Here is an 11,837-nt window from a genome sequence, read left to right on the forward strand (position 1 = left end):
AGTACCTTTCTTCCTCATCATCCCTCTGAGTAGTTATCACTTATCTCTCGAAAGAGGTATAAAATATTAAGCTATTTTGTAACTAGGTATACAGTTAAGCGCCAAAATAGGCTTATCTAGCCACAAGTATGACAACTACCACGTAAGCTTAATACCATCCTAATAAGCTGCTCATGGTTTCTCAAAAAAATGTAAACTCTCCAATCTACTGCAATTTTGTTGGAGAGAGAACATCGTATAATTTATCTCTTTAATCGAGTATTAAATATTAAATATTTGACTTACAAGTATCGATGGGTATAAAAATCTTGCTGAGAAGGAAAAGAATATATCAACTTTAACTTTTTCGATTAGTAATATATTTTTATGTCTCAGATTATTTGTTACAAAGTGAATCATTGAATATTTCTATGGTAAATAATAATGCTCACAACATAAGTTGTTTTATAGGAGAATATAAAACCTATATAAGTCTGATTGATTTCTATGGATGTGTAAGTAGAAGTAATTGCAAATTTACAAAAAGATAGAAATTTTATTTTTTATTTGGCGTTTGAATGGTATCATTTTATTCGGCCGCGCATCCTTTAGATAATAAAGTTAAAAAAAGCCAGTAAATTTAAATAAAGAAAAAAGAGATATGTCTATCAAAAAATTGATCATATATCTACTGCCAAAGATTGAGTAATCTTAGCAAAGAAGTTGCTTCTGCAAAACGGTTCATTTTTAGGGGCGGGTTTAACTAGATATTTATTAAGCAGATAAAAATGCTGACTGGCTAAATTCACCCCTATTTTCAAAAATAGCGATCGCCTACAACTGACCGTATAAAAGTCCAACTTCTATCTGTGGTTGAGCATTTGCAAAGGCTTCTGTAGGAAATGTTTTGTGCTGTTTTTCCTATGCTGTAGTGTCAAAATCTTCTTTTGGAGATAGTGAAATTGGTTTGATTGTTGAATGATGGGTTACACCCCTCAATAAGCGATCGCCAAAAGTAGGGCGAACCGTTCGCGCTATACTCCCTCCAACACACAGAAAAGAAAAGACAATGAATTACTATACACTGGCTTACACAACCCTTGGTAACGTGCGCGTATCTCGCAGCACAACCGAGGTGAAGATGGACACTGCACTAGATGAAATTCTCTTTCACCTAAATCAAGTACGTGGAGGTTTGTTAACCAGTAGTTACGAATATCCAGGGCGATACAAAAGATGGGCAATTGGATTTATCAATCCCCCATTACAACTGACAACAAGAGAAAACGCATTTACCATCTCTTCACTCAATCCTCGCGGACAGGTGCTACTACCAACCTTGTTCCAGCATCTATCAGCCCAGTCGCAACTACAACAAATCAGCCTCAATCATGACTACATCACAGGTGAAATTCGACCCACAAAACAGTTATTCACAGAAGAACAACGCAGTAAACAACCGTCAGCGTTTACAGTCATCCGCGAAATTCTCCAGATTTTTGCGAGTGATGAAGATGAGCATTTAGGGTTATATGGTGCATTTGGTTACGACTTAGTATTTCAATTTGAACCAATTCCCCAAAAAATTGCTCGTCCCGCAGACCAACGGGATTTAGTCCTGTATCTACCCGATGAACTCATAGTTGTAGATTACTATCTGCAAAAGGCATATCGTCACCAGTATGAATTTGCCACAGAACATGGCAACACCGAGCATCTTCCACGGACAGGCCAGTCCATCGACTACCAGGGTAAACGTCTTCTACCAAACCAAACTGCTGACCATCAACCAGGAGAATATGCCAACCTAGTTGAGCAAGCACTCGACTACTTCCGCCGGGGTGACTTATTTGAAGTAGTTCCTAGTCAAAACTTTTTTACCGCCTGTGAACAATCACCCAGTCAACTATTCCAGACCTTAAGGCAAATTAATCCTAGTCCTTATGGATTTCTGTTGAATTTGGGGGGGGAATATCTCATAGGTGCATCACCAGAAATGTTTGTGCGAGTTGATGGTAGGCGAGTGGAAACCTGTCCCATTAGTGGCACTATTAGACGGGGAGAAGATGCCTTAGGCGACGCTGTACAAATTCGTCAGCTGCTTAACTCCCATAAAGATGAAGCCGAGTTAACCATGTGTACTGACGTAGACCGCAACGATAAATCGCGGATTTGTGAACCCGGTTCAGTCAGGGTGATTGGTCGTCGCCAGATTGAACTGTACAGCCACCTCATTCATACAGTAGACCATGTAGAAGGGATACTCAGACCGGAATTTGACGCTTTAGATGCCTTTTTGAGCCATACTTGGGCAGTTACAGTCACAGGCGCACCCAAACGAGCCGCCATGCAGTTCATCGAACAGCATGAACGCAGCGCCCGTCGTTGGTATGGGGGGGCAGTTGGTTATTTAGGCTTTAATGGTAACTTGAATACCGGATTAACCTTACGGACAATTCGTTTACAAGACTCCATCGCCGAAGTGCGAGTTGGTGCAACAGTCCTTTATGATTCCGTTCCGTCAGCCGAAGAAGAGGAAACAATTACTAAAGCGACTGCATTATTTGAGACCATTCGCCGTCATACCACTGCAAATAAAACCAAAGGAAGCGATGGTCATCGCCCTGGGGATATCGCCAAGAATAAACGTATCCTCCTCATCGACTACGAAGATTCATTTGTTCACACATTAGCTAATTACATCCGCACCACCGGCGCAACCGTCACCACCCTACGTCATGGTTTTGCTGAATCATATTTTGATACAGAACGCCCAGACTTAGTGGTATTATCTCCCGGCCCTGGTAGACCCAGTGACTTCCGCGTTCCCCAAACGGTTGCAGCTTTGGTAGGTCGAGAAATCCCCATTTTTGGCGTTTGTCTGGGATTACAAGGCATAGTGGAGGCTTTTGGCGGAGAATTAGGCGTGCTTGATTATCCCCAACACGGTAAACCCGCACGGATTTCAGTGACTGCACCTGATTCTGTGCTGTTTCAAAATTTACCAGCATCCTTCATTGTGGGTAGATACCATTCCTTATTTGCCCAACCCCAAACTATACCCAGTGAACTCAAAGTCATAGCGATTTCTGAGGACAATGTAATTATGGCAATTGAACATCAAACACTACCTATAGCCGCCGTCCAATTTCACCCAGAGTCAATCATGACCCTAGCAGGAGAAGTTGGTCAGACAATCATTAAAAATGTGGTGCAGACATATACCCAAACTTTAGGAACATCAATTTGCTCATAGTGGTAATGGGTAATGGGTAATTGGCTTCGCTGTGAGCGTCAGCCGAACGGTAATTGGGAATAAATGGAATTCTCTTCTCCATCACCAATTACCAATTACTAATCACCAATTACCAATTTTCAAACCATAAAATAAAATCATCAGGGGAAGTTATGTATCAGGAAGACATTTACAATTCACAGAACGTTAAAAAAATAAATAATGAACAAGTAGACCAAATTATTAAATCAATAATTGCCGGAAAGTATTCTTGGGCTTGCGTTTTACTGCTGCGATACTCTGGTTATAACCCCATAGATTACATCCCATACCGTACTTATATTCGATTACTTAAAAACAACTGTCTGGGTGGTAAAAATCAAGAAGGCAGAAATGATACTCAAGAGGTATTGATTTGAACCAAATCTCAGAAAATATGTTTGAGATGATGCGAAATAGTTGAATTCTTGTTGTAGGGGAGCAAAGAAAAACCCCCTACAAACCCACAGCTTGTTAGTAAATAGGGGTATAGGAAATAATGACCCCTACACCCCCACACCCCTATACCCTTTCTTAATTAACCCCTCTCCAGATTCGTAGCAGGTTATGATGTTGTATCCCAGCGCCATTAATACCAACCGTCTGCAACCAATTATCAGAGAAATTGTTTGGCAAAAAAAGCAAGAAGTTGCACAACTACACCAACAGATGTCATTGGCTTCCTTACAACGCCAATTAACTGCTGCGCCAACCGTGCGGGATTTCTTGACAGCCTTGCAGCAAAATCATTACCAACCTAGCCTGATTGCAGAAATACAAAAAGCATCACCCAATCATGGTATGATTCGTGCTGATTTTGATCCAGTAGCGATCGCCAAAGCTTATGAACGAGGTGGCGCAGCTTGTCTATCAGTAGTGACAGATACCTCATTTTTTCACGGTAGTTTTGAAATTCTCCGTGCTATCCGCCAACGGGTACCATTACCCATATTATGCAAAGAGTTTATTATCGACCCCTGCCAAATTTATTTAGCACGAGCAGCAGGAGCCGATGCAGTACTATTAATTGCAGCTATCCTCACAGACAGAGAACTGAAAGATTTTTTGCGAATAATTCACTTTTTGGGGATGAATGCCTTAATCGCAGTTCATAGTTTAGCTGAACTAGATAGGATACTCAAACTAGACGACATTCGCTTAATCGAAATTAACAACCAAAGCCTGCAAGATTTTACCACAGATATCAGCACCACCCAAAACTTATTAGCAGCTAGGCGATCGCATCTACAAAACTTGGGTATCACCGTCGTCAGCGAATCTGGACTATATACACACACAGACTTATCCTTAGTCACGGAAGCTGGCGCAAATGCCGTGATAGTCGGAGAATCTTTAATTAAAGAACAAGATATCGAGTTAGCTGTACGTCACCTGCTTACAGGGAATAAATAATATCATCTCCTGCTGCACACTTATTGGTAAAAACCAATTACCAATTAGCTATTACCCATCACCACCCTGGAGAAAAATTTCTTGTAGTTATCAGGAAATAGCTGGGGAAAAATTGTAGTATCAACTACTTATCTCAGCGAAACCCTGACCCCTGGACAAACCAGGGGTTTTTATTTTACTTATAAAATCCCCTGTATTTTGCTTGGGTTAACCAGTTTGTCCCAAAGGTGATTTTATCTAACTGCGAGTTAGAGGTTGATGCTTGATTACTATTGGCACAGGTAGCAGTCATACTGCTAGCGAAGCAAATAGAACTATATTGAATAAATTGATGGCGACTAGGGCGATGAACAGCCGTTAATGCAGGTGGTGATAGATACATAGAATAACAGAATGTCCCTTTTTCAGGTTGAACTCAGTATTCACAGATGCTGAATCCTCCTTCATCAGTTTTAGCTGAGTCGGAAAGTACATTCTAAAATTAATTTTTGATTTACTAAAGAGTATGGCTGAATTTCCAAGGCACGTTTAAAAGCTTTGATAGCTTTAGCATACTTACCTAGTGCCGCATAACATAAACCGATACCATGAAGTGCGCCAAAATGCACTGGATTAATTTGAATGACCATTTGACAATCAGCCAGAGATTTTTGATATTCTCCCATACTGTAATAGAGAAAAGCCCGTCGATTCCAAGCCTCCGCAAAATCTGGTTGTTCTTGGATTAATTGTGTGAGCATTACTTCAGCTTCAGTAATTTCCCCAGCATCCAGTAATTTTTGACTCTGATCAATTTTCTCCAACCCATACATTCCCTTTTGTTGAAACCAAATCCGCCAGAGTTTTTTTGTTGCTTGTTCCCGAACTAAAGCATCAGAATGTTTCAAATCTTCAAGTAAAGAATTGATTGATGAAGAATCCATGAATTTTAGAATGATGTTTGTCAGTAATTGTCTCCTTTTATCAAGGTATCAACTTTCGTCGGAAATTGCTTAAGTCAATTTTAAATTCCTCATAAAAATTCTTCGGTGTTCATGGCAAATTCAGCAATGAATATGAGATTTTTGGTATTAAGTAATACTCTTGAGCCATAGATTGGCAGATGCACCCTTAAGTAGGGAGGAATTAGAACATCAAAGTTTTAAAAACAAAAACTGACTATCAGTGATTGGCAAATTCTCAGTAATGAATGGTTCATAAAAAAATTACAAAATAGTAGTAATAATCCTGAAGCCAAACAGCTTTAAGGGGAGGTATTGTGCCTACGTCCCTGTTATCCGTAGCCAAAGGAATGCACATTCCATCGGGGAATTGATTCTAGCGTTGACGGTTAACTGTCAAACCTCAGCAGTTAACAAAGCCTACAAGTGACTATGTATTTTAAAAGCGTCATAGCTTACCCTCGTTCCTATTGAGTAGGATTTCCAGGTTCACGCAACTTTGAGCAGCGAGATATGATCTTAATAGCCTTATGTTGACAAGATTTATATTTATTGATGTGGAATATGCTAGAGGTAAGCTAATGCGCGCCTAAATCGCATAACTACTAACCAGGGCTGTTGACTTTTAACGGTCAACAGTTAACAGTCAACAGTCCTCACGATAGATTGTACAACTTAAAAACAGAATAGCTTATGAGGTATAGGCAATGTTCTCTTAATCTTGCACAACATTGAAAATCTTCACCACAAGAGTTTGGAGTTTTCCGTGGCTGTCATTACCAAAAATCCTTCAATAGAAATATACTCAATAAAGTCTAAAATTGGTGAATAAGCATATAAACGCATAGAACCAGACACAACCCATCTATCAGGTTCTTTAGCATAGTAAAGCATTATTCTTCATTCACCAAGTCAATCAAGCTGATATATTAAGTAGGAAGACATAAATAAACTTAATTATCTTAAGTCAATCTCAGGATGAGATAAATTATAACTTTTTTCTCTTGCCTGAGCAAAATAATAAATATTCATCGGCGCGTACTTATGATATTTGATATATGTAGCTCATTTATTTAGGTAATTGCTGCCCAGAGGACAAATTATGGAAATAAATTGGAGTTCATAACCGAATCATCATCTTCATAAAATATCCATATTTTCTATATAAAAAATTTAAAAAATATAGAGTATGATATCACGGGATAAATTTTAATTTTCAATAGTAAAATAAAACAGTTAGCAAATAAGTACAGGGAAAAAGTGACTAAACCACTAAAGGATCAAAGTTTTTAAGTACATTATCTACTTGCAATGTATATTTAAGAAGTAGTTTCTATTTACATATAACTTAAATACTTATTGATTGCTTCAGCAACAAAACTTGTCGATCACACTTAGAGAATAATGGGAAACCCAACTATTGGACAACTAGAAAGAGAGATTTCACAACGTGTCAGTTCTCTATATAATGAGAAACTAGGACAAAGACCCAGCCAAATTATTTGTCACTTTTTTGATTCTGAATTGGTGATTTCTTTAGAAAATTCAGTTACCCAAACTGAACGAACACTGTTGGATGGAGGTCATGAAATTTTAGTCGAACAAATAAGACTATTGCTAGATAAAATAATTAAGACAGAACTACAAATCCTGATCGAGAAAGTGATTGGGAAGCCTATTCTCGATTTGATGAGCAATACTAATTTAGCCACAGGTCGTACAGGTATTATCGTGATTTTAGACGAGTTACCCACAGTACGCAATCCAGAATCTATTCCAAAAGTAAACTGGAAGAATGTTGTCGATTAACATAGTGATTAATTAAAGTATTTAACTGAATAAAATTATATGGTTTGGTAATATAGTCATCAGCACCTGTAAGAAAAAGACGGTCTTGATTCTGCACTAAAATAAAAGGCACAACAGCAATAATGGGAATATTTGCTGTTTTTGAATCTTGCTTGAGGTGATTAATGACTTGGCTACCACTTAAATCCGACAGTATCATATCTAGTATGATCAGATCCGGTCTTTGAGTTTGTGCCAAAATAATTGCTCTAACTCCTTGTTTGGCACAAATACAATCGTAGTTTAAGGTTTTTAGATGGGAATTTAACAGTTCCAAGTTATGGAGATTTTCTTCTACAACTAAAATCAATGGCTGTCTATCCATAAAAAATAGTCACCCTTCATGCAAGGCTATACACCCAAAATTGACTACTGGGTTGAGTATTATAAATCACCTCACTGGTGGTCACATTCTTTAGTAAGTGATTTATGAATGTACGAGGCTGACTTCAGGCGGCTGAATGCGGCTTGACATGACTGGCTCGTATGTTCTCGACTAGGTTGAATATTTACGCTGATGCTGAGGGTAAACTGTAACAAGCTAGTAAGTACATCAATGTAATATCTTGATTCTAAATTCATTCATAGTCAAGTGGTAATTGCAACTTTCCTATGTATTAATTTAGTCAGTATTACCAAGTACTCAATCTAATACCATATTTTTGGAGCTACTAAACGTGTAGTAGGACAGCTTTGATACAAATCTTGAACAACTTGCACAACAGTAATTACAGCAACGATCGCCAGCACTAAAATAGGGAACAATTGCTATGGAGGAGAGTTAACATTGATAGCATAAGTTGCCAAGGGTTCATCACTTCTACAACAGCAGACTCTTGACACAGGTATTCAACTATAATTATTCTCATTCCTATCGATTTGATATTAGATTAAGTCAAGTATCTATTATCATCAGTCCAGATTCATCCATGAAACTAAAGCAGCGACAGCAAAAAATGTTCAAGAATGTTAGCGCTGCTTCTAGAAATGAAGCACGGGTATTTTTAGCTACTTTATTTTTAGTTGTTGTTCTCCTTTTGGCAGTAGGCGCTTCTTTATCTTTTGGTGCTGTCCCCATGACACCAGAACAATTGTGGCTAGCGATTTGGCGACAGGGAGAGCAAATTTATCAAACCATTCTTTGGGACTTGCGCCTACCGAGGACTATCGCGGCGATTTTGGTGGGTGCAGCATTGGGAATGTCAGGTTCTCTACTTCAGGGAATGTTACGCAACGGACTAGCCGACCCCTTTTTACTGGGGATTTCTGCGGGTGCGGGTTTGGTAGCGATCGCCATGTTTAGTTTAGGGGTATTCTTAGCTTGGGTTCCCCTGGCGGCCTGGGTTGGGGGAGTACTGACGACAGTTATTGTCTATTTTTTGGCCAGGACTGGGGATGGTATTTCTGTAGAAAGGCTGATTTTGGGTGGTGTGGCAGTAAGCGCCATGTTTGGGGCGATACAATCTGTTTTGCTGCTGTTAACAGAAGATGGCAGAATACAGGCCGCCTTAAATTGGCTGATTGGCAGTTTAAATGGCCGGGGATGGACAGAAGTAACTACAGCTGGTGCTTATATTAGTGTGGCATTAGTCTTGGGATGTTTATTAGCGCGATCAGTGAACTTGTTAAACCTGGGGGATGAATTAGCCGTAAGTTTAGGAGTTTCCCTTGGGCGATCGCGCATTTTCATCGGCGGGGTTGCTACACTATTAGCCGCAGGTGCTGTTAGTATTGGTGGCTTGATTGGTTTTGTTGGTCTAATTGTACCCCACGGTATCCGCTTACTAGTAGGCACAGATTATCGCGCCATCTTACCACTCAGCGCCTTGGGAGGTGCATTAGTCATGACCATTGCAGACTTACTTTCCCGCTTGGGTACAGTAGAACTCCCAGTCGGTTCCGTCACCGCCTTGCTAGGTTCTCCCCTGTTTATTTGGTTACTTTATCGTCGTCAAAGCGGAATTTGAACTGCTAGGATTTATACCAATTCTTTATGAAGTTGCGCCAAATAAACCATCTGTAGAGACGTTGCGTGCAACGTCTCTACAGTACAGAATAAATTGCATCTTCATCCAAAAACGGTGTTATACCAATTTGAAAAAAGAATGCGACAAATAAACCATCTGTAGAGACGCGATGAATCGCGTCTTCACCCAAAGATGTGTTGCAATCATTAATTAACTGAATTGGTATTACCCATGAGAAGGAAAAATTAAGGGTTTAGGGAAGGCTTTTTGAATTTTGAATTTTGAATTTTGAATTATTCTTATGCCTCTAGAAACGCAAAACTTAACAGGTGGATATACAGCGAAAACTGTAGTTAAAAATATCTCCCTAGCAATTGAAAAAGGTGAGTGGTTGAGTTTAGTAGGTGCGAACGGTTCCGGTAAATCTACCCTACTCAAACTCATGAGTCGTTTATTAGTTCCTCAAACAGGAATTGTATTATTAGATGGGAAAGCAATTCATACTCAACCCGCCAATATTGTCGCTCAAAAATTAGCTTTATTACCCCAACAGCAAGCAATTCCTCCAGGTTTAACAGTTAGGCAATTGGTATCCTTAGGGCGTACACCACACCAACCTTGGTGGCAATGGGAATTAAATGTAGAAGATAGAGAAAAAGTTGCTGAGGCTTTGCATTTAACCCAGATGGAAAGCTATCAGGAACGTTTAGTAGAACAACTTTCTGGTGGCGAAAGACAAAGAGCTTTTTTAGCATTAGCTTTGGCACAAGACCCGAAAATTTTGTTATTAGATGAACCTACAACTTATTTAGATGTTCGCTATCAATTAGAACTATTAGAACTACTAAAAAATCTGAATCAAAATCCAGGGATTACAATTTTAACGGTTTTACACGAAATCAACTTAGCTGCTAGATATAGTTCTCGAATTGCCCTACTTTATCAAGGTAATATTTTTGCTGTAGGAGAACCAGCAATTGTTCTTACACCCGAAAATTTAGCTGTAGTGTTAGGCGTGGAAGTTGCCATCTTGAATACTCCTGTAGGATTGCAAATTTGCCCCTTAGCGCCAATTAAAAAACAAATTGAATAAAATATTTATCAGTAATTTTAGTAAAGTTCAAAACAAACCAACCTTATCTATTTTCTCCCAAGGTAAATCGATATCCTGTCTGCCGACATGACCATAAGCAGCAAGTTTTCTATAAAATCCCCCTTTAGTTAATGAGGGTAGATGTCTTAAATTAAATTCCTTGAGAATACCTGCTAAACGAAAATCAAAATGCTTTTCTAATAAGACTGTGATATCTTCATCTGAGATTTTCCCTGTCCCAAAAGTTTCTGCTTGGACGCTTACAGGTCTAGCCAGTCCGATAGAATAACTTAGTTGTACTTCACATTCATCAGCCAAGTTTGCCGCTACTATATTTTTAGCAGCATAACGGGCGACATAAGCACCCACTCTATCTATTCTGATAGGGTCTTTACCACTTAAAGCCGAACCACTATGTTTAGAATATTCACCATAGGTATCTATGGCATTTTTTCTCCCAGTTAAACCAGAATGCACCGCCGGGCCGCCAACTATAAAAGGGCCATCAGGGTTGATAAATATTCTAGTTTTTTCATCTGGTTTAATTTCTTCATCGGCAAATACAGGATAAATTACCGTTTCTCTAATATCATCTTGCAGTTGCTTTAAGTCCGGTTTGCTTGCTTTATTTTGGCTGGCAACGACTGTAATACTGTGGATTCTATAAGGTCGGCGATTTTTATATTCAACGCCTACTTGAGTTTTGCCATCAGGAGTTAAGTAACTTAAAAGATTTTGTCTTCTAACTTCACTGATTTGTCTAGCTAATTTGTGTGCCAACCAGATTGGTAATGGCATGAGGGTAGGTGTTTGATGACAGGCAAAGCCGAAGACTGTGGCTTGGTTAGTGACAGTAATTTGTTCTATTTCTGCATCTGATAGTTTGTGTTCATTAAATAAGTGATATGGATTAGGAGAAAGTTCTTTTAAGCTAGTTAAGATACTACAATTTTTACCGTTAAATTCCGTCTGTTCATAACCAACCTGATCAATTACCTGTCTGGCTATGTTTGTAAAATCAACGTTAGTATTAGGTTCAAATCTGGCAGCGATAAATACAATACCTGTAGACGCAGCGCATTCGGTAATAACTCTAGCGTAGGGGTCTTGTTGTAAAAAGCGATCGACGATCGCATCACTAATCTGATCACACAGTTTATCAGGATGCCCCTCTGTTACAGATTCAGATGTAAACATGAAATCTTTTTTCATAATTCACCTTGGGGATTGGGGATTGGGGATTGGGGAATATTAGGGAACACCAGAAAATAAATTATCCGAAACTGATGATTTGGTAGGGTGCGTCAGTATGAATAATGTCT

General features: G+C 39.0%; 11 protein-coding genes. 6 read left to right on the forward strand and 5 right to left on the reverse strand.

Going from position 1 to position 11,837, the window contains the following annotated elements:
- Positions 1 to 1,048: 1,048 nt before the first annotated feature.
- The 3 genes from ACM5QX_RS04090 (at position 1,049) to trpC (ending at position 4,666) form a co-directional block, all read left to right on the forward strand.
- A complete protein-coding gene (locus tag ACM5QX_RS04090; protein WP_414752494.1) occupies positions 1,049 to 3,235 on the forward strand; it encodes an anthranilate synthase in 2,187 nt (728 codons plus the stop codon).
- A gap of 152 nt (positions 3,236 to 3,387) precedes the next feature.
- The gene (locus ACM5QX_RS04095) at positions 3,388 to 3,633 is read left to right on the forward strand and encodes a HetP family heterocyst commitment protein (RefSeq protein WP_414752495.1); all 246 of its coding nucleotides are present in this window, start codon (positions 3,388 to 3,390) and stop codon (positions 3,631 to 3,633) included.
- Between the two features lie 190 nt (positions 3,634 to 3,823).
- Entirely contained in the window at positions 3,824 to 4,666 is an 843-nt protein-coding gene (gene trpC / locus ACM5QX_RS04100; protein WP_414752642.1) for an indole-3-glycerol phosphate synthase TrpC, read from the forward strand.
- Between the two features lie 175 nt (positions 4,667 to 4,841).
- On the opposite strand, the gene ACM5QX_RS04105 is transcribed toward trpC, so the two are convergent.
- The 3 genes from ACM5QX_RS04105 to ACM5QX_RS04115 all read right to left on the reverse strand — a co-directional run bounded on the left by ACM5QX_RS04105 (position 4,842) and on the right by ACM5QX_RS04115 (position 6,501).
- Positions 4,842 to 5,048, reverse strand: a complete 207-nt coding sequence (locus ACM5QX_RS04105; protein ID WP_414752496.1) for a hypothetical protein — start codon at positions 5,046 to 5,048, stop codon at positions 4,842 to 4,844.
- A gap of 70 nt (positions 5,049 to 5,118) precedes the next feature.
- The gene (locus tag ACM5QX_RS04110) at positions 5,119 to 5,589 is read right to left on the reverse strand and encodes a tetratricopeptide repeat protein (RefSeq protein WP_011321551.1); all 471 of its coding nucleotides are present in this window, start codon (positions 5,587 to 5,589) and stop codon (positions 5,119 to 5,121) included.
- Between the two features lie 759 nt (positions 5,590 to 6,348).
- Complete coding sequence (locus ACM5QX_RS04115; RefSeq protein ID WP_414752497.1) at positions 6,349 to 6,501, reverse strand: hypothetical protein; 153 nt, start codon at positions 6,499 to 6,501, stop codon at positions 6,349 to 6,351.
- 510 nt (positions 6,502 to 7,011) lie between these two features.
- Between ACM5QX_RS04115 and ACM5QX_RS04120 the strand changes: the two genes are divergently transcribed.
- Positions 7,012 to 7,416, forward strand: a complete 405-nt coding sequence (locus tag ACM5QX_RS04120) for a DUF2294 domain-containing protein (RefSeq protein ID WP_414752498.1) — start codon at positions 7,012 to 7,014, stop codon at positions 7,414 to 7,416.
- On the opposite strand, the gene ACM5QX_RS04125 is transcribed toward ACM5QX_RS04120, so the two are convergent.
- Positions 7,379 to 7,780 (reverse strand): response regulator, encoded by a 402-nt coding sequence (locus ACM5QX_RS04125; protein WP_011321553.1) that lies wholly within the window; start codon positions 7,778 to 7,780, stop codon positions 7,379 to 7,381. The genes ACM5QX_RS04120 and ACM5QX_RS04125 overlap by 38 nt on opposite strands.
- Positions 7,781 to 8,384: 604 nt before the next feature.
- Here ACM5QX_RS04125 and ACM5QX_RS04130 point away from each other — a divergent pair.
- Positions 8,385 to 9,422, forward strand: a complete 1,038-nt coding sequence (locus tag ACM5QX_RS04130; RefSeq protein ID WP_414752499.1) for a FecCD family ABC transporter permease — start codon at positions 8,385 to 8,387, stop codon at positions 9,420 to 9,422.
- A 301-nt stretch (positions 9,423 to 9,723) separates the two neighbouring features.
- Entirely contained in the window at positions 9,724 to 10,515 is a 792-nt protein-coding gene (locus ACM5QX_RS04135; protein ID WP_414752500.1) for an ABC transporter ATP-binding protein, read from the forward strand.
- A gap of 27 nt (positions 10,516 to 10,542) precedes the next feature.
- Here the strand turns inward: ACM5QX_RS04135 and metK are convergent, their stop codons facing one another.
- Entirely contained in the window at positions 10,543 to 11,727 is a 1,185-nt protein-coding gene (gene metK, locus ACM5QX_RS04140; protein ID WP_414752501.1) for a methionine adenosyltransferase, read from the reverse strand.
- Positions 11,728 to 11,837 lie beyond the last annotated feature (110 nt).

The sequence above is a fragment of the Anabaena sp. CCY 9910 genome (assembly GCF_963920875.1).
Taxonomy (GTDB): domain Bacteria; phylum Cyanobacteriota; class Cyanobacteriia; order Cyanobacteriales; family Nostocaceae; genus Trichormus; species Trichormus variabilis.

Excerpts from the sequence above, each read along its gene's own strand:
- ACM5QX_RS04090 (WP_414752494.1), top strand. The coding sequence starts at position 1,049 with ATGAATTACTATACACTGGCTTACACAACCCTTGGTAACGTGCGCGTA.
- ACM5QX_RS04095 (WP_414752495.1), top strand. The coding sequence starts at position 3,388 with ATGTATCAGGAAGACATTTACAATTCACAGAACGTTAAAAAAATAAAT.
- trpC (WP_414752642.1), top strand. The coding sequence starts at position 3,824 with ATGTTGTATCCCAGCGCCATTAATACCAACCGTCTGCAACCAATTATC.
- ACM5QX_RS04105 (WP_414752496.1), bottom strand. The coding sequence starts at position 5,048 with ATGTATCTATCACCACCTGCATTAACGGCTGTTCATCGCCCTAGTCGC.
- ACM5QX_RS04110 (WP_011321551.1), bottom strand. The coding sequence starts at position 5,589 with ATGGATTCTTCATCAATCAATTCTTTACTTGAAGATTTGAAACATTCT.
- ACM5QX_RS04115 (WP_414752497.1), bottom strand. The coding sequence starts at position 6,501 with ATGCTTTACTATGCTAAAGAACCTGATAGATGGGTTGTGTCTGGTTCT.
- ACM5QX_RS04120 (WP_414752498.1), top strand. The coding sequence starts at position 7,012 with ATGGGAAACCCAACTATTGGACAACTAGAAAGAGAGATTTCACAACGT.
- ACM5QX_RS04125 (WP_011321553.1), bottom strand. The coding sequence starts at position 7,780 with ATGGATAGACAGCCATTGATTTTAGTTGTAGAAGAAAATCTCCATAAC.
- ACM5QX_RS04130 (WP_414752499.1), top strand. The coding sequence starts at position 8,385 with ATGAAACTAAAGCAGCGACAGCAAAAAATGTTCAAGAATGTTAGCGCT.
- ACM5QX_RS04135 (WP_414752500.1), top strand. The coding sequence starts at position 9,724 with ATGCCTCTAGAAACGCAAAACTTAACAGGTGGATATACAGCGAAAACT.
- metK (WP_414752501.1), bottom strand. The coding sequence starts at position 11,727 with ATGAAAAAAGATTTCATGTTTACATCTGAATCTGTAACAGAGGGGCAT.